Below are 21,418 nucleotides of genomic sequence, written 5' to 3'. Positions count from 1 at the left end.
TTCTCACTGCGCGCGCTCCACGCTTGTTACACATGAGAGTGCTTTAAGACCTGCAATAATCTTTTCGTAGTGCAAAATATCACGTACTTCAATATCTGTACGAATCTCATACGTATCTGTTGAGCGACGCTCAATATGAAGGTCAACAATGTTACCCGCACCATTAAAGACAGCTGTTGAGAAGTTTGATAGCGCACCAGGCTCATGAGCAAGCTGCACCTTCACACGCACAACATAAACGCGATCTTCAGATGTATCTTCACCATCCCAGTTCAGGGAGATCCAACGATCAGGTTGATCTGAAAGCGTTGTCAGGTTCTTACACATTTTTGTGTGAACCGTCACACCGCGGCCCGTGTTAATAATGCCGACAATGGGTTCACCCGGTAGCGGGTTACAACATTTACCAAAGTGGATTGAAATACCCGGAGTAAGCCCCTGAATCCCAACAGAAAGATCTCTTTCTGGTTCTTTATCAGGACGAGATTTAGTTGTCTCTGCAAGGCGGTCACCCTGCGCCTTCTCAGTTAGATTTTCTTTGTAAAGATCAGGGAAGACTGTCGCCACCAATTGTTTAGGGAAGACACGCCCCTGCGCAATACCAACATAGGCATCATCAAGATCTTTCAGGCGATACTTTTCAAAGAAAGGTTTTAGGTCTGCATCCTTAAGATTCAGTCCTTCTTTCTTGAGGTACTTGTCAAGCATCTCACGGCCAAGGCGCAAGTGCTCAACTTGTTCTTTAGAGCGCAGGTAACGGTTAATGGCTGCCCGCGCTTTACCGGTTACAACAAAGTCTCTCCAAGCTGGAGAAGGCTCTTGCCCTTTGTTTGTAATCACCTCAATTTGGTCACCATTATTCAATCGCGCACGCAGCGGCACTACACGGCCATTAATTTTAGCCGCTTGGCAACGGTGCCCCACTTCTGAGTGAACTTCATAAGCAAAGTCTAAAGGCGTTGCCCCAACTGGAAGAGACACAAGGTCACCTTTAGGTGTAAAGACAAATACATGCTCTTTAAATAGGTCAAGCTTGGTATTCTCTAAGAATTCTTCTGGGTCATCGGTATTGTTCAGCATCTCAAGCATTTTTCTTAGCCATGCATATTGAGAGCCCTCAGAACTTCCATCTGCCTGCTTATACAACCAGTGTGCTGCGACACCAATCTCACTCACCTCATCCATTTCTGTCGTACGAATTTGAACTTCCATACGGTTACCAAACGGGCCGATTACAGAAGTATGAAGTGACTGGTAACCATTCGGTTTCGGGTTAGAGATGTAATCTTTAAAACGACCCGGAATCGCTTTATACAAGCTGTGAATCATACCAAGAATTTCGTAGCAGGATTTGTCATCCTCCATCACAACGCGATAGGCAACAATGTCTGTGAGCTGATCAAACGTGAGGTTCTTTTTCACCATTTTACGATAGATTGAGTAGATTGTTTTTGCACGCCCCTTAATATATGCATCGGGGAAACCGTGATTACGTAATTCATCTTTCAGCTCATGAGCAACCTTATCAACAAGCTCTTCTTTCTCAATAAACTCATCAAGACGACGAGAAATGCGCTGATACTCATCAGGGTTAATTTCCTTAAAAGACAGGTCTTCTAGTTCGCTCTTAATAGCATAAAGGCCAATACGGTCTGCCAGAGGCGCGTAAATATCAATTGTTTCTTGTGCTTTACGGCGGCGTTTATCCTGGGATGAGATATGCTCCATCGTACGCATGTTATGGAGCCTATCAGCAAGTTTCACAAGTAGAACGCGAATATCCTTAGACATCGCCAGGAACATCTTACGGAAGTTCTCCGCCTGTTCTACGGCCTTCGTGTTAAAGGTAATTTGAGACAGCTTTGTTACACCGTCTACAAGATCAGCAATTTCACGACCAAAAATATCTTTAATTTCATCATACGTTGTCAGTGTATCTTCCACCGTGTCGTGCAATAAACCAACACAGATACTTGCATCATCTAGCTTCAAATCAGCAAGGATAGATGCCACCTCTAGAGGGTGAATGAGGTACGGTTGACCACTGGCACGTTTTTGGTTGCCGTGTGCACGCATAGAAAAGACATAAGCCTTGTTGATAAGTCCCACATCACAAGAAGGGTTGTAAGATTTTACTTTATCAATAAGTTCGTAATGACGAATCATGGGGGTTCCTTTAATTTAACAGGATTCCATACTAACAAGAGACCCTAAAATAGGCAAAAAAGAAAAGAGCCCCGAAGGGCTCTTTTTAAAGCTTAATGTGACTAGATTCTGTTCACTTTGTTTAGCTCAGCTTCTAGGGCCTCATCGCTAATTTCAACACCTTCATCACCTGATGCTTCAAGCTCTTCAGCAGAAGCTTCTACAGTGCTCTCTTCGCTGTCATCTTCAAATGCGATTTCTTCAATCTCAGAATCTGTACCAGGAGTTGATTGGTCAGCGTTAAAGCTTTCTTGAACAAGGCTAAGAAGTGCATCATCTTCCATGTTCAGGTCGCTATGACGGTTCACACCACGAGAGATGTGACGACGTAGCTCTTCAAAATCTACAGTTTGTGCTGCTACTTCACGTAGGGCTACAACAGCATCTTTATCGTTATCACGGTCTACTGTTAGAGGAGTCCCCGCAGCAATATCACGAGCTCGTTGTGCAGCAAGCAGCACAAGCTCAAAGCGGTTATTTACAACTCTTACGCAATCTTCAACGGTAACGCGGGCCATGATTTATCCTTTATTTGAAACTCGTTTCTATGCATACATATAATGCGACCGTATGCAAAAAGCAAGTATTTAATGGAGATTTTTTATACGTATGTGCCAGATTTATCTAAGGAAGATACGGCTTTTTTCACGTCTCCGAACTGAATGCCATCATGAATCACTTCATCACCAAGCTGAACAGACATGAAATAATGCCCGCCTTCCCTCAGTTTTAAACCAACAGAATTTAAGTCTTTTGAGACGAATTCGTGCGTTACTTCACCAACAACACCTTGCTCTTTTAACGAGCGCTCACAAAGCTTTTTCAGGTTTTCAACATCGTTTTCACCTGCCTTAATAGCCTGACGAACCACACCCATAGATGTGCGTACTTTGCGCTGTTTAGCAGTCATCGTTTCTGCACTCATGTCCTGAGTCACGAGCGTAAAGAGCCCATCAAACTCATGAGAGAGTGTTTTGAGTGTCTGCGTTTCTACAAATTTGGCACTACTCACCGTCACCACAAGAGGCAAGACTTTCAAAATTGTTTTGAGGAAAAACGTTCCATCGGCTTTACCATCCACAATCAAGCGACTTTTCGGCTTTAAGTTATATGTGCTTTCCACATACACCACATCAGCTCCTGCTCCCTCAAGGTAAGGCTTATAGCGCTCACTTAAGTGGTTACCTTGCACAGCCACAACTACAATATCGCATAGCCTCGCAGCTTGTCGTACAGCCAAAATGTCGTCAGCAGAAGGTTCAGCCCCAATAAAGGCCACAGAAAAACTTCGATCTTCAGGATACTCAAGAAGAGCTTCAGAAAGCTGGGCCTTGGTTACAACCCACTTCATTTATTTGCCCTTATAACTTTGAAGCAGACGATGCTGCTGACGATTCCAATCACGCTCTTTAATCGTCGCGCGCTTATCATGGTTCTTTTTACCCTTCGCAACACCAAGCTGCACTTTCACTTTACCGTCTTTAAAGTAAAGCTTAAGCGGGATAATCGTCAGGCCAGAGCGTTCTTTTTCATCAAACAGACGGTCAATTTCTGCCATATGCATCAAAAGTTTTCTGGTACGACGCTCTTCATGATTAAACTGGTTCCCGTGAGAATATTGGCTAATAAATGCATTAAACAGGAACATCTCACCGCTCTGGAAAATACAGTAGCTTTCGCCCAACTGAGCTGTACCACCACTGCGTAGCGCTTTTACCTCTGTCCCTTGCAGAACAAGGCCTGCTTCATAAGTATCTAGGATCGCGTAATCATGCCGAGCCTTACGGTTATCGGTAATCAATTTCGTTCCCGGAGGAGATGTTGGTGTCTTTTGCTTTTTCGCCATAATTCAGGAAACTATATCAAAACTTCATAAAGTGCAAATAAAGTGCACTTTGAGATGAATTTTTGTCTTTTAAGGATGCGCTGAGTACATCTGCGTACTTGAGCAGACGTAAAAGCAAAAAGTCGCTTAAAGAGACTCTAGCTTAGAAAGAATATTATCGATTACTTTAATACGCGCTCCGCCTTTCGGAAATGCACGATGCACTACCAAGCTCTGGTCAGGCTTCACACTCATAATGCCGGCATTTTGCAGCACATAATGTAAGAGTTGCTCAGCTTTTCTAAAGGTTTGCTTATGGAACTTAATCACAGCGCCTTTATCACCCACTTGCAGACGATCAATATTAAGAAGCTTCAAACGGTTCTTTGTGCGCACCACATCAAAGAGAGCTGTCACTTCTTCAGGCGGTTCACCAAAGCGGTCCAATAGCTCATCTTGCATGTTCTGAATATCATCTTCGGTCTTCAACTTAGAAAGTCTACGGTACAAGCCAAGCCTTGCATGAAAATCTTTCACGTAAGATTCTGGAATCAAGAAAGATAGACCCAGTTCCAAAGATGGTTCCCATATCTCTTCAATAGCCTTTTTATCGCCTTTACCAGCCTGCGCCTCTGCAATGGCTTCCTGAAGCATTTGGTTATAAAGCTCAAACCCAACTTCACGGATATGACCACTTTGTTGTGTTCCAAGCAGATTCCCTGCCCCACGAATATCAAGGTCATAACTTGCAAGCGTAAACCCTGCCCCAAGCTTATCAAGCTTCTGCATAATCTTGAGGCGCTTCTCAGCATTATCGGTTACAGCACCGCGTTCAGGTAGAAGCAAGTAACAGTAAGCACGCGCATTACCTCGACCCACGCGGCCACGCAGCTGGTGAAGCTGAGCCAAACCAAAGCGATCTGCACGGTTTACAATCAGCGTGTTTGCATTTGGTACATCAATACCAGATTCCACAATTGTTGTAGAAATGAGGACATTAAATTTACCCTCATAGAACTCAACCATTACATCTTCCATTTCATCGCGGCTCATTTGACCGTGCGCAATACGGATAGATGCTTCTGGCACAAGCGCACTGATACGCTCTGAGAGTTTTGGAATATCATCTACGTAAGGTGTCACAACAAACACCTGACCATCACGGTGAATCTCACGAAGAATCGCCTCACGAATCACTTTTGAGTCTAGCTTCATCACATAAGTACGGACCGCAAGACGGTCCACCGGAGGCGAAGTAATAAGCGACAGATCACGCAGTCCACCAAGCGCCATTTGCATGGTACGTGGAATTGGCGTAGCCGTAAGGGTCAGCACATCCACATTTTCTTTCATCTGCTTCAGGCGCTCTTTGTGGCGTACACCAAAGTGGTGTTCTTCATCCACAATCACGAGGCCAATATCTTTAAACTTAACAGTTTTACCAAGTAGAGCATGGGTACCAATCACCACGTCCACCTGCCCCTTCTCAAGACCTTCAAGTGCTTTTTTACGAAGCTTTGGCTGAACGAGACGGCTCACCATCGCCACATTAATAGGGAACTGTGCAAAGCGGCTCTTAAAGTTTTGATAGTGTTGACGTGCAAGCAGTGTTGTTGGCACGACCACAGCCACCTGACGGCCATCAGAAGCCGCAAGGAAAGCAGCACGCATCGCCACTTCTGTTTTACCAAAACCAACATCACCCACAACCACACGGTCCATGGCACGTGGGCCTGTCATATCGCTTTCAACATCTGTAATTGCTGTTTGCTGTTCATCTGTTGGTGTGTATGGGAAGCCCATAGAAAATTCATCATATAAGCCATCGTGACGTGTGTATTGGTGGCCTAGACGCACTTCACGCTGTGCGGCAATCTTAAGAAGTTCACCAGCCATAGCGAGAAGGTCTTCTTTCACTTTCGCCTTACGGGCCTGCCATGCTGCACCACCCAGTTTATCAAGCCTTGTGCCATCTGCCTCAGAATGGGCAAAACGGCTCAGTTGGTTCAGTGCAAATACTGGTACATACAGTTTATCATTGCCATCATATTCAAGCAGAAGGAAGTCCTGTTCAGCACCATCAACCTTCAGGGTTTGCATGCCCGTAAATTTACCAATACCGTGTTCTTGGTGGACGACGTAATCTCCAACATTTAGCTCACTAAAGTGGGTAAAGGCGTCTTCGCCGCCTTTCTTTTTACGGGTGACTGCACGGTTTACTTTTTCACCAAACACATCTTGTTCCGTGAGAATCAGAAGCTTTTTCTTCTTATCAACCACACCCCACGCGAGTGGACTGACCAGTGCAGAGGATTTTTTCTTACTCTTTTGCCACTCATCAAATGACTCAATACTTGTCGCTCCAGCAAAACCGTGCTGCTCTAGCGCCCTAGTTAACTGGACAAGTGACGACGGTAAAAATGCTGTGAGCAGAACTTGCCATCCTTCTGAGATGGCATTGGTCAACATATCAACAGCTAAATCTGCTGAAGATTTATTGAGAGACTTTGCATCTTTAACAAGTGAGACCGACTTAAATGGAAGCGCCTTCGCATCTCCATCATCAAGCTGCACAAGAAGCTGTGTACCAGCTGCTTGAAGCGCACCAAAAAAGCTCTCAGGATCTACATACAAATCTTCAGGGGCAACTGGCCTATACGGGTCCTCAGAAAATGACTTTTTATATACGGCCATAAACTCGGCGCGCGCTTTAAAAGCATCTTCAACAGTGTTCCATTTCCCATCAACATGCCCTTCTACACCAGAAGAACACAGAACAGAAAAACCAGAACCCAAAACATTAATAAAACTACTTAAATCATTATTATAAAACAAACTCAAATAATGACTTGCCATACCATGACGTCGACCATTTGAGAGAGATTCATATACTTCATCCTGCGCCCCATCTGGAAACAGGCCTCGGTATCCTTCTCTAAAATTCTTGATGGCCTCTTCAGAAAGCGGTACCTCACTGGCAGGTGAAACACGCACAGATTCCATGCTCTCTTCACTACGCTGTGAAGACGGCTCAAACACCTTAATGCCATCCAGTTCATCATCAAAAAAGTCGAGCCTAAATGGACGCTCTTCTGTCGGTGGAAAGACATCAATCAATGCACCTCGCACAGAAAACTCTCCCGGCTCCATAACAGTGCCTACACGCAGGTAACCAAACTCCGCAAGAGAGGTTAAAAACTTTTCACGATCAACTGTATCACCAACACTTAACTTAACGGACTGCGCCACCTTCTTTAATGGAGGCACTTTCACCATTAAAGCTGCTGGTGTTGTAATAATAAGATGGCGACCATCTTCCTTAATCGTAGAAAGCACAGCCATACGCTGAGCCTGAATGGTCGCATCAGGGTTTAAACGGTCGTAAGGCTGCACATCCCAAGCAGGGAAAGGCATAACAGGCACACGCGGCAGCAAAAACTTAAGCTCATCGACACACTTTTGCATGGCTCCGTGGTCAGGTGCAATAACAAGGAGAGAGCCCTTACCCTTAAGCCATTCACGGTATGCCCAATAAGGCAAATTACCGTTTTCTATGCCGTAAACTTTTGGAATGTTACTGAGAAGCTCACTCATGAGCGACGTGATTCATACAGCTTTGTGAATGCAGACGTATTGAAAGGTGCGTCCGCTTCACCACGCTCAAGCCAGCCCCATAGAATTTGCTCAGGAACCAGAAGAAGGTCACGCAAAGGCTCGAGCTCATCATCAGCCAAAGCTTCCACATGGCCAGTAATATAATCACCGATCCACAGATCAAGTTCCTTCATACCACGACGGCCACGGAATTTAATTTCTTTGATGAGAAGTTGTCTTTTTGCGCTATCCATGCACATAAACCTACCTTATAATTCGCTATACGACAACGAAAATGGCTGAGAAAATAAACCGTAGCGCAATGTATTTAATATACATGAGCAACGGAAGTTATTGACTTCAGAAATTTGCAGTTTCGTATAGTAGAGTTATAGGGTAGGTTTTAGGTAATCAATTTTTTAAAGGAAGCTTGCAAGGTAAAATGAATCAAAATGTATCAAAGCAGAAAGCTGGGCATGATGCTCTTGATCCATTTGCGCCTTATGAAAAGATTCCTGAATTCAAAGATGCCCAAATCAAAAAGCTGCACAAACTCTGTGGCCCTCGCCTGATTGACCTTTGCTTACATATGCCAACAGGTACAATTGATAGACGCAATTTGCAGCCCTTATTTATGGCGAGCGCAGAGATGGAACTGACAGCGACTGCAACAGTTACGAAGCATATTGCCCCATTCCAAAAAGGCAGACAGCCTTACCGCATCCAAGTGAGTGACGGTACAGCAAGCGCTGACCTTGTGTTCTTTAACTTTGGTGGATGGTTTGCCAAACAATACCCTGAAGGCAGTGAAATTGTTCTTAGTGGTGAAGCCTCATTTGACCAAAAAGGCAACTTGCAGTTTTTACACCCAACACTTTCTAAAGCTGAAAACAGAGATGAGGTTGCTCGCCTCCATCCAACATACCCGCTTACAGCTGGTATTAATCAGTTTCAAATTGCTAAGGCAATCAGTTGGGCTATGAGCGAGATCAGCCATGCGCCTCTGCCAGAATGGCTGCCTAAAAACTTAATCCAAACACATGAACTCCCAAGCTTCATGGAAGCACTGAACAGTATTCATAGCCCTGAAGACGGGCACGACATTGCAAAAGATGGCAAAGCCCGCACAAGGCTGGCCTTTGATGAGTTTTACTGCTGGCAAGTCGCCCTAACGGAAGCCCGTAAACACACCCAGCAACTTGGCGGCATAGAGCACAAAGCCCCAGCAGGTCTCACCCAAAGTTATAACCACGGCCTACCCTTCTCTATGACAGGGGATCAGAAAAAAGCCGTCGCAGACATCCACCACGACATGGAACAAAAAACGCCAATGCTTCGCCTTGTGCAAGGGGATGTAGGAAGCGGAAAAACTGTAGTTGGTTTTGCAGCTATGGTCAAAGCCGTAGAAAATGGCCATCAAGCCGCCCTACTGGCACCAACTGAAATTCTTGCCACTCAGCACTATGAGAATGCTAAAAAGATGCTTGAGCCACTCGGCATTACTGTTGAGCTTCTAGTAGGCAAACAAAAGGCTGCTGAAAAGCGTTCTGTGAAATCCCGCCTCAAGGGTGGCTTTATTGATATTGTGATTGGTACCCATGCCATTCTACAAAAAGATGTTGAGTTTCATAATCTCTCACTTGCTGTTATTGATGAACAGCACCGCTTTGGTGTCCGTCAGCGTATGAATTTACAGCAAGGTGAATATCAGCCAGATCTATTGGTGATGACAGCAACCCCTATTCCACGCACACTCGCCATGACAGCTTATGGGGATATGGACATTTCTATCATTGCGGAAAAACCTCCGGGACGTACGCCTATCACAACCCGCGCCCTTCCTTTAGATAAGCTCGGCGACGTGGCTGAGTCTCTTGCACGTGTCCTTGAAAAAGGTGAACAAGCCTACTGGGTTTGCCCACTGGTTGAAGATAGCGAAAAGAGCGACCTTGCTGCCGCAGAAGAGCGCGCAGAGCTCCTCCAACAGTTTTATGGCAATGACGTTGGCCTGCTTCACGGTAAAATGAAAGCCGAGCAAAAAGACCTTGCCATGCAGACATTTAAGGATGCCCATACCAAGGTGCTTGTGTCTACGACTGTGATTGAAGTTGGGGTTGATGTACCCAATGCCACCGTTATGGTAATTGAACATGCAGAGCGCTTTGGTCTTGCTCAGCTGCACCAACTCCGTGGCCGTATTGGCCGAGGCAGCTTGCAAAGTAGCTGTATCCTGCTCTACAAAAACCCACCAAGCCAATACGCTAAAGAACGCCTCGACACACTTCGCAACAGTGAAGACGGCTTTGTGCTTGCTGAAAAAGATTTAGAACTGCGCGGCCCGGGTGAAATTTTAGGAACCAGACAAAGTGGGTTTGGCGTAACGCGCCTTGCTGATTTTAGTGTCCATAAAGAGCTTGTCAGCGAAGCAAGAGACGCTGCCAGAGAAACACTCTCTAAAGGGCTATCCCATGAAGAATCTCAAGCCCTCTTCTGGCTCATGCATATCTTTGAAAAACAGGATGCGATGAAGCTACTGGCTTCTGGCTAAAACGCGTCTACGCCATAGCACCATGGCAATAAAGCTTGAATTGGTAACCACCAAAGATGCTGGGTAAAGGTACGTGACAAGGCTATAAGACTCTAACGCAAACAGCGACACAATAAACTTCAAAGTACTCACGCTAAACGCAAACACCTTCTCTTGTACTGGATGGTGATAGCTTTTTCTAATCGTTGGCAAAAACGCTACAAAATCGATAATAGAAATCCAAATCACTGCAAGAATAGGGCTTTCAATCATAAACCAAAGCGGCACAGCCAGCAGGCCTGCCCCAAAGAGAATCCAATCCCCCTGTGTAATACGCACAAGGTTTTGCCTGTAAGCTAGAACAGCAATAATCACACAAAACGCAAATGATCCACCCGTAGCAACACTACCCAGACCGCCTCCAGCACTTAGCTGCGCTGCACAGCCAATCCCATTCAGGAGTCCCCAAAGAGACCATGTCAGAATATGCGGGCGCGTTATGCCTCTAAGAGTTGAAACCACATAAGGAATATATCCGATAAGGACAAAAGCAAAGGCAAGAAAAGCAAAGGCGTACTTAGACGTTAGAAGCTCAATCACTTCCCGCCTCTACAGTCTTCCCTTCTTTGGGTTGCGTCTTTTCAACCTTAAGAGCTGCACGGCCTTCAGCCATACTTGGTGTTACAATACCACCACTAATCACCATCTTCACACCTTGGTCTACCGTCATGTGAAGCTTAATCATATCCTTTTTAGGAACAAATAGCAGAAAGCCTGATGTGGGATTTGGTGTTGTTGGCAGGAACACATTAACCATTGTATCATCTGTGACCTTCTGCACCTCACCTCTTGTTTCACCCGTTACGAAAGCAATGGCGTAAAGCCCTTTGCGCGGGTACTCAACCAGCACCACATCACGGAAAGATGATGAGTTAGACACAGAAACCGTTTCAATAATTTGCTTTGTTGCGCCGTAAATTGCACGTACACCTGGAATAGAGAGCATCAGTGCATCCCACCAACCAAGCAGCTTTTTACCTACATACAGGCGCGCAATAATTCCAATAAAGATAAGCGCTGAGAGTGCAATAAACAGCTCAACAATGTTCCCCATATCATAAGGGACATATTTATTAATACGCTCTTCAAATGGAATAATCTCTGTAACAGTGCTTTCAACAAGCCCAATCACAAAAGTCAAAATATAAAATGTAATAAGAACAGGTAGAACAAGAAGAATACCTGCAATGAAGTTATCTCTCAGAAAAGCGAAAAGGCCACGCTTCTTTTTAGATTTCTTTTCCGGCTCAGGAAGATCTAACTCTGCTTGCGCTTTTACATCAGATTCTTTTTTAGGAGCCATTATTTTTACCTTTTTATTTTAGAGAGAACGATGATGGGTGTCTGTAGATGTCTCATGCGTTTTGGAGAGAATCTCCATAACCCAGTTTACAAATGCAAACACCCTTTTCATCTTTAAGACCTATTCTAGCTTAATAAGGCTTAGAATGGAATTTCATCGTCAAACGCAGGCTCAGAAGAAACTGGAACAGTTCCTGCGCCACCTGCTGGAGCACCACCACCCGCAGGAGATGTTTGGTCAAAGTTATCTACTGGAGCGCTCTGACCGTAACCACCAGCGTCACCCATAGATGCACCACCACGGCTACCAAGCATCACCATGTTACCGCCACGATCAATCACAACTTCAGTTGAGTAGTTGTCTTTACCGTCTTGGCCAGTCCACTTACGAGTTTGCAGTTTGCCTTCAAAGTAAACGCTGTCACCTTTTTTAAGGTATTTCTCAATCACACCTGCAAGGTTACCGAATACCACAACACGGTGCCATTCTGTCTTCTCTTGCTTCTGACCGTCTTGGCCTTTCCAGCTTTCAGTTGTAGCGACGCTTACGTTAGCAATAGGACGGTTATCCTGTGTGTAACGAATTTCAGGGTCACGACCCAGGTTTCCAATAATCTGTACTTTGTTCAAGCTCGCCATAATGTGTATCTTTCTTAATATCTCAAAATTTGTGAGGCTGAGTATGCCGTTTTTATCCCCTTTTGACAAGAGCTACATAGTAAAAGAAACATAAAAAATAGTACTAAACATGTCTTGATTTTTTACGCCTAAACTCTATGATAACACTCATGAAAACAAGTACTCCAATTACAAATACAACGCACATCTCTATTAGAGGTGCTCGTCAACATAACCTGAAGAATGTTTCTCTAGATATTCCTAAGCATACCCTTACAGTTATTACTGGCCTATCAGGCTCAGGTAAATCGTCTCTTGCATTTGATACCATCTATGCAGAAGGCCAGCGCCGTTATGTTGAAAGTTTGAGTGCTTATGCCCGTCAGTTCCTTGATATGGCAAGCAAGCCAGATGTGGATAGTATTGAAGGCCTATCCCCTGCCATTGCCATTGACCAGAAAACGACAAGCAAAAACCCACGCTCTACTGTGGGTACCATTACTGAGATTTATGACTACCTTCGTCTCCTCTTTGCACAATGTGGTACGCCGCACTGTCCAACACATGATGTGCCAATTGCAGGACAAACGGTTAGCCAAATGGTCGATACCATCCTTGCATGGCCAGAAGGCACACGCCTACATATCTTCGCGCCAGTCGTTCGTGGCCGTAAAGGTGAGTACAAAAAAGATATTCTAGGCTGGCAAAAAGCTGGTTACACACGCATCCGTATGAATGGTGAGCTCTACGACATGGATGACACGCCAGAGCTTGACAAGAACAAGAAGCACACATTAGAGGTTCTTGTTGACCGTATGGTCGCTAAGGAAGACAACAAGACCCGCCTTGCGGACTCTATTGAAACCTCTCTTAAGCTGACCGGCGGTATTGTACTTGTAGAGCCTGTTCCTAAAAAAGAGGAAGACAAGAAGTCCCTTCCTGAACCTGTACAATTTAGTGAAAAGCACGCTTGTAACATCTGTGGCCATACGATTGCCGATATTGAGCCACGCATGTTCTCATTCAACAGCCCTTATGGTGCCTGTAACACCTGTGACGGCCTTGGTGAAGTGGTGCACTTCTCACCAGATCTTATTGTGCGTGATCCAAGCAAGTCGATCCGTGAAGGTGCCATTCACCCATGGAAAGATGGTTGGGGTGTCGCTTACTATGGTGAAGCTCTATCTAAACACTTTGGTTTCTCACTCGATACAGCATTTGAAAAACTACCTAAAGATATTCAGGACATGCTCCTGTATGGCTCAGATGATGATACGATCCAATTCACATTTAATGCCAGCAAAGGAAACTTCCAAACCCGTAAAACATTTGAAGGTGTAATTCCAAACATTGAGCGCCGTTGGAGAGAGTCTCAAGGTCGTAACCGTGACCTACTTGACCAGTACCGCACAACGTCCCCTTGCCCAAGCTGTGAAGGCCAACGCCTCAATCCTGATGCTCTTGCCGTTAAAATTGCAGGCAAGAACATTTCAGATACAACAGACGTAAGCATTCTTGAAGCGAGTGAATGGTTTGCAAGCCTTGGCGACAAACTTTCAGGCAATAAGCTCACCATTGCAGAACCAATCCTGCGTGAGATTACAGCTCGCCTTGGCTTCCTTGTACATGTTGGCTTGGGTTACTTAACCCTTAATCGTAAGTCAGGCTCCCTGTCAGGGGGTGAAAGCCAACGTATTCGCCTTGCTTCACAAGTCGGTAGTGGTCTAACAGGCGTGCTTTACGTACTCGATGAGCCATCTATTGGTCTGCACCAGCGCGATAATGAGAAACTTCTCACAACGCTGAAGGCCCTAAGAGATATGGACAACACCATCCTCGTTGTTGAGCATGATGAGGATGCCATGCGTGAGGCAGACCATGTGATTGATATTGGTCCTGGTGCAGGTCGTAATGGGGGCCAAGTCATCTCAGAAGGGACAGCAGCAGAACTTGCCGCTGACAAAAACTCTGTGACCGGCGCATACTTGTCAGGTAAACGTGAAATCATGGTGCCTGAAACACGCCGTGAGGGTAACGGCAAGGAACTTATCATTAAAGGTGCAACAGGTAACAACCTGAAAAATGTCACGGTCAATTTCCCACTTGGTAAAATGACATGTGTGACAGGTGTTTCTGGTTCAGGTAAATCGACACTTGTAATGGATACGCTCCATAGCGCCCTTTCACGTGACCTCAATAGAGCCAAAACCATTCCTGCCGCTCATGAAAAAATTCATGGTGTGAAGTTTATTGATAAGATCGTGAACATTGACCAGTCTCCAATTGGTCGTACACCACGCTCTAACCCAGCCACATACACAGGGATTATGACCCCTATTCGTGATTGGTATGCAGGTCTACCAGAAGCAGGGAGCCGTGGCTACACATCAGGCCGCTTCTCCTTCAACGTGAAAGGTGGACGCTGCTCCGCTTGTGAAGGTGACGGCATGATTAAGGTGGAAATGCACTTCCTTGCTGATGTGTACGTACCTTGTGAGGTGTGTAACGGTAAGCGCTACAACCGAGAAACTTTGGAAATTAAGTACAAAGATAAATCCATTGCTGACGTACTTGATATGACTGTGGAAGAAGCCCTAGAGCTCTTTGAAGCCGTGCCAAGCATTCGTACCAAGCTGCAAACGCTGATGGACGTTGGTCTCAGCTATATCCAGCTTGGCCAAAGCGCCACAACCCTTTCAGGTGGTGAAGCACAACGCATCAAGCTTTCTAAGGAGCTATCAAAGCGTTCAACAGGCCAAACGCTTTACATTCTAGATGAACCAACAACAGGTCTTCACTTTGCAGATATTGAGCTTCTACTCAAAGTCCTGCACCGCCTTGTTGATGAAGGAAACAGTATGGTGATTATTGAGCACAACCTTGATGTCATCAAAACGGCTGACCACGTAATTGACGTGGGCCCTGAAGGTGGTGATGCTGGCGGAACAATTCTGGCGGAAGGCACACCTGAAAAGGTTGCTAAGCATAAAACTAGTCACACCGCTCGTTTCCTTGCGCCAATGCTGAAACCTAAAAAATCAGGAAAAAACAACAAGGTTGCTTGACCTGCATACAATTCCTTCTTATAAATGAGCTAACTCGAAACCCTTTTTTCCGTTCCTCATTCTGAAGGAGGCTATTATGGCCGATCAAGAACCCGAAACAAAAACTTTCTGGCAAAAACTTGGGTGCCTTAATTTCCACGAGCGTGTGCTGCGCTGGTGCAATGTCATTGTTGGCTACGGTAAAGCAATTGCCTTCCTTGTCATAGGTGGCATTTTGCTATCTATCACCCTCTTCATTGGCAGTTATGCTTGGGGTGCCTACAAGGCTGTTGGTAATGCCAAGGATGCTGTCATTAGCGCTCCAGGCAAGGCATGGTCTGCAACCAAAGGCACCAGCTGCAAATGGACAGGCGTAGGCTGCACAGAAGAGCAAGCCGCCATCCGTGAAGCTGAAAAGGCTGCTAAAGCTGCTGAAAAAGCCCGTATCCAAGCTGAAGAAGAAGCTGCGGAGGCTGCTACTGCACAAGCTGAGGCGGAAGCCGAAGCTGAAGAAGCCCGTCAACGGGCAGAGGCGGAAGCCAATGGCGAAACAGAGCCTGGCCTGTTTTCTCGCGGCTGGGACCGAGCCACGGACTGGATCCCTGGCGTTGGCGGCGATGATGCCCCTGCTGAAGAAAACACCGAATAAACCGATACCAACCCCTGCACAGAAATGTGTGGGGGTTGCTTTTTTGTCAGACCCCATAAATATTTATAGAGATGAACGGGTGTGCACGTTTACATTATTCAATGAACTGTTTAAACTGGCACAAATACTTGGGGGAATAATAAAAATGTATGAAGACGTTTTAACAGTCTATGAGTCGAATGACGACACACCATTGGTAATCGACAGCCCACACAGCGGCCGAAACTTTCCAGCAGATTTTAGTACAAAAATGGATGATCTCACGCTACGCCGTTGGGAAGACTGCTACGTAGATGAACTTGTTGGCGAGGCACCAAGCTTTGGCGCAGACCTTATTTCTATGCTCATTCCACGTACATACATTGATATGAACCGTCACGTTCTAGATGTAGACCCAGCTCTTGTTAAAGGTGAGATGTCTATGCAGATTCACCCAGAAAAGCAAACTGTAGAGCTTGGCCGTGGTCTTATTAAGCGTATTGGCCCGAACGGTGAAGAGATTCACAACAAGAATTTAGATGAAGATGACATTCTCCAAATGATTGAGAGCTACTACATTCCGTACCACCTGACTCTTGAAGAGCACCTTTTCAAGAAAAAGAAAAACGGCAATGTTTACCATCTCAACATGCACGCAATGTATAGTAAAAATGCTGAAACAGGTGAACCCCGTGCTGACTTTGTCATTTCAGATAACAAGCAAAAAACATGTGACCCTGAATTTACTGCCTTTGTGAAAAAGGAACTAGAGAATCTTGGTTATACAGTTGCTGTAAACGATCCTTTCCTTGGTGGTGAAATTGTACGTATGTACGGTAACCCTAAGCGCGGCGTACATAGCCTTCAGATTGAAATTAAAAAAGCGCTTTACATGAGTGAAGACACTTTTGAAAAACATGAAGGTTTCAATAAACTTCAAAAAGATCTGAACACATTTATTGGCAACGTGGCGAAACACGTACGATAAACTAATGATATTAAAAAGCGCCCTAAGGGGCGCTTTTTCCTTGGATAGAAACTATCTAATATTCTCTTTGTGCATCCAAACTTTAATTTTACTAATCTTTTCCATGCCCGGCGTATTCTGGAAACCAAAATCTTTTGGTGTCCCTTCTACCTGTACCGCAAGGCCCCACTCATTCACCTTCTTCAACTTCCAACGCGGTAACGTTGCAAAGCAACCATTCTTCATAAAGTGACCAACCTGACTTCCCTGCCCTAGGCGCTGCGCCTTTTTGACTTTAGCGAGGTCCACAATCTTCATGCAGGCGTAACCTACTCCTTTCGTCTTCACAATTTCAGCTGATGCTGTCCCCACAAAGCATGCGCTAAAGAGCGCCGTATAGACGAGAATATGTTTCATGAAATAAAACTACTTACGGGATTTATAGGAACGTGATTCTTGCAAACACAATTGTTTATGAAGTAGCAATACAAATGCTGAACTTAAACCCACGGCAGATAGAGTAAGAATCATCAGCTTTTCCCTTTATTTTAAGAATTTCCCTTACACCTTCTTATGAAGGGTGCCGATAGTTTAAAAACTAGCTATCAAAAAAATTCGTATTTTTGAGAACCTTTTCAAAGGTTTCATAAAGGGTGTCATAATCTGACGGGGTGTTGTGCCAACCACTTGCCATACGCACAGTGCTCAGTGCCAGCTCAGGGAAGCCCATCGCCTCAATCACATGAGACGGGTCTACGCGACCACTTGCACAGGCTGATCCTTGAGAGATACATACACCTTGCATATCCATCAGCATCACCATCATTTCTGCTGACATACCCTTAAGCGCAATACTGCTTGTGACTGGAAGCCTCTCAGCCCCCTCGCCCATAATTTTAACCTTGTCACTCAGTGACTTCATCTTCTCTTCAAACTTAAGCTTAGCTTCACCAAGCTCTTGGTAATGCCCAAAGTGCTCTTTCGCTTTTTCGCAAGCAACACCTGCCGCCACAATACCAATGGTATTTTCTGTTCCACTACGGTAACCACGCTCTTGGCGACCACCATGCAAAAGCGGCTCAAGCTCTACACCTGCTTTAAAGACAAGTGCGCCCACACCTTTTGGTGCACCAAGCTTATGGAATGATAACGTGACAATATCTGCCACATCTAAGCTCAGTGGAATTTTACCGCCTGTTTGAATGGCATCACTATGCAGAAGCGCACCATGTTTCTGACAAAGCTCGTAAGCTCCTTTAAGAGGTTGCATTACACCTGTTTCATTATTGGCATGCATTAAACTCACCAATGCATTTGGATGCATTTTAAGTGCACTCTCCAAACCCTCAAGGCTAATTAGACCTTTAGAATCTACATCTAAAAACACTACAGGATGGTTACCTTCAACAATGCTTTTTGCAGAATTCATTACACAAGAATGTTCTGTCTTCTGAGTAATGATCGGACGTCCGTCTCTTGCCGCACTTTTAAGGACCATATTGTTGGCCTCAGTACCACCACCAGTAAACACCACTTGCTCACTACGCACGCCGACAAGCTCCGCCACTTGACGGCGGGCAATATCCATACGGCTACGCGCCGCTTGGCCAACTTGGTGAACAGAAGATGCATTGCCAAAATTATCAAGCATCTCGGTGATCGCAGCCTTTACCTCTGGCAAAAGCGGCGTTGTCGCATTGTTATCAAAATAAAGCATGCATCTACTTTACTTATTTCTGCTTTTTATTCAAGGCGCAGATTTCACTTTCATTACAAATCAAATACTTACAACAAAAATTTGCATTTTGCTTTATTTTTCGGTATGTTCACCCCACAAGTTTTTACAAGTTAAAGGAGAACCCCATGCCTGATATTACATTCAATGGCCCAGCAGGTCGCATTGAAGGCAAATACTTCCAAGCCAAAGATCCACGTGCACCAATCGCGGTTGTGATGCACCCTCACCCACTACACGGCGGCACAATGAACACAAAAGTGACGTACCGTATTTACGAAGCTTTTGCAAAGTGCGGCTTCTCTGTTCTACGCTTTAACTTTAGAGGCGTGGGTAACTCTCAAGGTGAGTACGATAACGGCGTTGGCGAACTGAGCGATGCAGCTGCAGCACTTGACTGGCTACATGCACAGCACCCAAGCACATCTGGTATCTGGATTGCAGGCTTCTCATTTGGGAGCTGGATTACACTTCAGCTTCTTATGCGTCGCCCAGATGTACACCGCTTTCTTGCGGTATCTCCTCCAGCAGGCATGTACGACTTCTCATTCCTATCACCATGCCCAGCAAGCGGTTTTGTGATTGTTGGTGACAATGATGAGATTACTCCATCAGGTGACATTGAAACTCTACTGAAGAAAACGGCACGTCAAAAAGATGTGAAGATTCACTACAGTAAAATTTCTGGTGCGGATCACTTCTACACAGAACAGCAAGAAGAGCTTGCTGCGAAGTTGACTCAGTACATCATGTCTAACTTAGAGAATGAGCCTGCTTTGTCTGCTTGATAAAGCACAAACTCTTTATTCTCTTTGCAGAGCATAAATCTTCCGAGGGCGTTCGAACGAGCGCCCTCAAATCTTAGGTCTCTAAATTCTGCACAAGGCTTACCTTCCCACTTCACAAGTGTTTTAAACACAGCAAAGCGTGCCAGCCATTTAAAGTTACGGCTCTCAAAAGAGTCAAACGCAACTTGTGGAAACTTACTATTTGTCATGCCATAACGGCGGTAGATGCGCCAAATTGCCAAGTGCTTTGGCATGAAGAGAGAGTCAATACGTGCACTACGCGTCGAGTTGTCATACACCTCACGCTGCTCTTCACGGAACAGGTTAATCATAGAGTCATGCAAACGACCGTCTTTTGTCTCAACAATAATACGCCAGTTGAGCGGATTAATTGGCTGAGCAAGCGTTGTGACTTCAACCACATCAAGCTTGAAAGCCTCTGCGTAATCTTCTGCAAAAGAATGCGCCTGATGCTTAAACGTCATCACCACAACAAGATAAATACCGCAAGCAACAAGCCCTACACGAGCAGCATCACGGGCATAATTATTAAAGAGGAAACATGCAAGCAGGAACAATAGAGCAATAAGAAGCAAGACATAATCCAGCTCAAAAATCACATTAAAAGATACATGTACTGGAATTGGCCAAAATGGTTGAACCCCAGCCCCTGTAAAGAAAGAAAATAGTAATACAAAATAAGCTGCTGCTAACGAGTACGGATAATAAGATGACCAACTCTTTGTGTTCTTCGCAAATTTAAAAACAAGGAACGCTGGCACTGCCGTTAAAACAGGTAAAGTAAAAATAGACCATGTGAGGCCGTACTGGAACTTCAGTCCCCATGTTCCATTAAAAAGGAACAACAGCTCTTGTACATGAGGCATCGCTGCGCCGAGTGCGCCAGCAAGAACGGGCCACAAGCCCAAAGGGTGTAAGCCTAATTTACGGCGAAGTGCAAACGCGCTCAGCGCTCCAATCACCATACATAGAAGTAACGTCAAGGCCGTCCCTTTAAGTCATTATCCCACCTAGCATCCCATTGCTAAGCTGTCGTGAGTATACCCCCAACACTCTGCTTTTGACAACCCGTGGTCTTCTCACTGGTAAATGGTATATTTTTCAAACGCCTAGCCGCAAGCCAAGCAAAACATTCGGCTTCAAGAAAGCTTGTCTGATGCCCAATCTCATCCAAAAGAACCACATCAAGGCCTGTCTTCTCTGCAATATCCCTGCGAATCACTGGATGATACCCGCCACCACCGTGTACATAAATGGTTCCAGAGGTCACATTCTGCTGCTCCAATGCCTTTGCAATACCCGAGGCTGTCAATGCACATAACGTTCTCGCTCCGTCTTCTAGCCCAAGGTGCTGAGGCACACAACTTTCAAAAGCATAACGGTCAAATGACTTGGGCCAAGCCGCATCAAAGAAAGGTGCCGCAACTGCATATTGCACAAACTGTGTATCTACTTCTCCTTTTGAAGCAATCTCTCCATCTTTATCAAAAGGCACATCTGCATGCTTTTGGACCCACGCATCAAGAAGCCCAATACCAGGCCCTACATCAGCAGCAATTGCTCCCTCTTCTTTAAGGAGAGTCATATTCGCAACTCCGCCAATGTTTAAAATCACACTTGGCTTTTCAAGTTCAGAAAAAACAGATTCATGGAAATGAGGCACAAGCGGAGCCCCTTGCCCACCACACGCCATGTCACGACGACGAAAATCAGAGACCACTGCAATCCCTGTTTTCTCTGCAAGCAAGTTTGCATTGCCCATTTGCCAAGTGAGTTGTTCTTCTGGGATATGGCGAATCGTCTGGCCATGAAAACCAACAATTTCCACTTCAGCACCATTCACACCTGATGCCTTTAAAAGGTTCTCAACAGCGTCCGCGTGCTTTTCTGTCAGCTCTTTTTCAAGGCGCATAATATCTGAAGGGTTCACCAAGCTCTCTGGCTGTGCGAGTTCAAAGAGGCTCTTTCTAAAAGAAGCATCATAAGGAAGGGTTATTCCCGCAAGAAACTTATGCTTTTTCTCACCATCTGTTTCCACAAGTACAGCATCCACACCATCTAGTGACGTACCACTCATCAAACCAATTGCAAGCATTCGCTTTCC

General features: G+C 45.3%; 18 protein-coding genes. 5 read left to right on the top strand and 13 right to left on the bottom strand.

Translation table 11 applies throughout. The features are described from left to right. Positions 1 to 3: 3 nt before the first annotated feature. The 6 genes from VX730_00515 to VX730_00490 all read right to left on the bottom strand — a co-directional run bounded on the left by VX730_00515 (position 4) and on the right by VX730_00490 (position 7,878). On the bottom strand, positions 4 to 2,166 hold the full coding sequence (locus tag VX730_00515; GenBank protein ID MEC9290865.1) for a bifunctional (p)ppGpp synthetase/guanosine-3',5'-bis(diphosphate) 3'-pyrophosphohydrolase: 2,163 nt from the start codon (positions 2,164 to 2,166) through the stop codon (positions 4 to 6). Between the two features lie 101 nt (positions 2,167 to 2,267). Continuing rightward, positions 2,268 to 2,723: a DNA-directed RNA polymerase subunit omega gene (gene rpoZ / locus VX730_00510; GenBank protein ID MEC9290864.1), complete on the bottom strand. Its 456-nt coding sequence runs from the start codon at positions 2,721 to 2,723 to the stop codon at positions 2,268 to 2,270. Positions 2,724 to 2,806: 83 nt separating this feature from the next. Continuing rightward, positions 2,807 to 3,556, bottom strand: coding sequence for a hypothetical protein (locus VX730_00505; GenBank protein ID MEC9290863.1), 750 nt, complete (start codon positions 3,554 to 3,556; stop codon positions 2,807 to 2,809). Beyond that, entirely contained in the window at positions 3,557 to 4,051 is a 495-nt protein-coding gene (smpB, locus tag VX730_00500; protein ID MEC9290862.1) for an SsrA-binding protein SmpB, read from the bottom strand. Positions 4,052 to 4,177: 126 nt separating this feature from the next. Beyond that, positions 4,178 to 7,624, bottom strand: coding sequence for a transcription-repair coupling factor (gene mfd, locus VX730_00495; protein MEC9290861.1), 3,447 nt, complete (start codon positions 7,622 to 7,624; stop codon positions 4,178 to 4,180). Continuing rightward, complete coding sequence (locus VX730_00490; GenBank protein ID MEC9290860.1) at positions 7,621 to 7,878, bottom strand: succinate dehydrogenase assembly factor 2; 258 nt, start codon at positions 7,876 to 7,878, stop codon at positions 7,621 to 7,623. The genes mfd and VX730_00490 overlap by 4 nt, the downstream gene beginning before the upstream one ends. Before the next feature lie 188 nt (positions 7,879 to 8,066). Between VX730_00490 and recG the strand changes: the two genes are divergently transcribed. Further along, positions 8,067 to 10,172 carry an ATP-dependent DNA helicase RecG gene (gene recG / locus VX730_00485; protein MEC9290859.1) on the top strand — a complete coding sequence of 702 codons (2,106 nt, stop codon included), beginning with the start codon at positions 8,067 to 8,069 and terminating at the stop codon, positions 10,170 to 10,172. Here recG and VX730_00480 read toward each other — a convergent pair. The 3 genes from VX730_00480 to VX730_00470 all read right to left on the bottom strand — a co-directional run bounded on the left by VX730_00480 (position 10,155) and on the right by VX730_00470 (position 12,152). Further along, positions 10,155 to 10,751: a hypothetical protein gene (locus tag VX730_00480; GenBank protein ID MEC9290858.1), complete on the bottom strand. Its 597-nt coding sequence runs from the start codon at positions 10,749 to 10,751 to the stop codon at positions 10,155 to 10,157. The genes recG and VX730_00480 overlap by 18 nt on opposite strands. Then, entirely contained in the window at positions 10,744 to 11,514 is a 771-nt protein-coding gene (locus VX730_00475) for a DUF502 domain-containing protein (protein MEC9290857.1), read from the bottom strand. Before VX730_00475 ends, VX730_00480 begins: the two co-directional genes overlap by 8 nt. Positions 11,515 to 11,654: 140 nt before the next feature. Continuing rightward, the gene (locus VX730_00470; GenBank protein ID MEC9290856.1) at positions 11,655 to 12,152 is read right to left on the bottom strand and encodes a single-stranded DNA-binding protein; all 498 of its coding nucleotides are present in this window, start codon (positions 12,150 to 12,152) and stop codon (positions 11,655 to 11,657) included. A gap of 149 nt (positions 12,153 to 12,301) precedes the next feature. On the opposite strand from VX730_00470, the gene uvrA reads away from it, so the two are divergent. The 3 genes from uvrA to VX730_00455 all read left to right on the top strand — a co-directional run bounded on the left by uvrA (position 12,302) and on the right by VX730_00455 (position 16,791). Beyond that, positions 12,302 to 15,196: an excinuclease ABC subunit UvrA gene (uvrA, locus tag VX730_00465; protein ID MEC9290855.1), complete on the top strand. Its 2,895-nt coding sequence runs from the start codon at positions 12,302 to 12,304 to the stop codon at positions 15,194 to 15,196. Positions 15,197 to 15,272: 76 nt separating this feature from the next. Further along, entirely contained in the window at positions 15,273 to 15,824 is a 552-nt protein-coding gene (locus VX730_00460) for a hypothetical protein (GenBank protein ID MEC9290854.1), read from the top strand. A gap of 145 nt (positions 15,825 to 15,969) precedes the next feature. Continuing rightward, a complete protein-coding gene (locus VX730_00455) occupies positions 15,970 to 16,791 on the top strand; it encodes an N-formylglutamate amidohydrolase (protein ID MEC9290853.1) in 822 nt (273 codons plus the stop codon). Between the two features lie 51 nt (positions 16,792 to 16,842). Here the strand turns inward: VX730_00455 and VX730_00450 are convergent, their stop codons facing one another. Both VX730_00450 and VX730_00445 read right to left on the bottom strand, forming a co-directional pair. Next, on the bottom strand, positions 16,843 to 17,187 hold the full coding sequence (locus VX730_00450) for a hypothetical protein (GenBank protein MEC9290852.1): 345 nt from the start codon (positions 17,185 to 17,187) through the stop codon (positions 16,843 to 16,845). Between the two features lie 181 nt (positions 17,188 to 17,368). Further along, positions 17,369 to 18,487 carry a cysteine desulfurase family protein gene (locus VX730_00445; protein MEC9290851.1) on the bottom strand — a complete coding sequence of 373 codons (1,119 nt, stop codon included), beginning with the start codon at positions 18,485 to 18,487 and terminating at the stop codon, positions 17,369 to 17,371. Between the two features lie 146 nt (positions 18,488 to 18,633). Between VX730_00445 and VX730_00440 the strand changes: the two genes are divergently transcribed. Next, on the top strand, positions 18,634 to 19,293 hold the full coding sequence (locus tag VX730_00440) for an alpha/beta hydrolase (protein MEC9290850.1): 660 nt from the start codon (positions 18,634 to 18,636) through the stop codon (positions 19,291 to 19,293). On the opposite strand, the gene VX730_00435 is transcribed toward VX730_00440, so the two are convergent. Together VX730_00435 and VX730_00430 are read right to left on the bottom strand one after the other, a co-directional pair. Continuing rightward, complete coding sequence (locus tag VX730_00435; protein ID MEC9290849.1) at positions 19,245 to 20,297, bottom strand: hypothetical protein; 1,053 nt, start codon at positions 20,295 to 20,297, stop codon at positions 19,245 to 19,247. The genes VX730_00440 and VX730_00435 overlap by 49 nt on opposite strands. A 41-nt stretch (positions 20,298 to 20,338) precedes the next feature. After that, positions 20,339 to 21,409, bottom strand: coding sequence for an anhydro-N-acetylmuramic acid kinase (locus VX730_00430; protein MEC9290848.1), 1,071 nt, complete (start codon positions 21,407 to 21,409; stop codon positions 20,339 to 20,341). Between the last annotated feature and the right edge of the window lie 9 nt (positions 21,410 to 21,418).

The organism is Pseudomonadota bacterium (genome assembly GCA_036141575.1).
GTDB lineage: Bacteria > Pseudomonadota > Alphaproteobacteria > UBA2136 > JAPKEQ01 > JAPKEQ01.
Note: the sequence above shows the minus strand (reverse complement) of the source record. Positions and strands in the feature narration are given on the sequence as shown.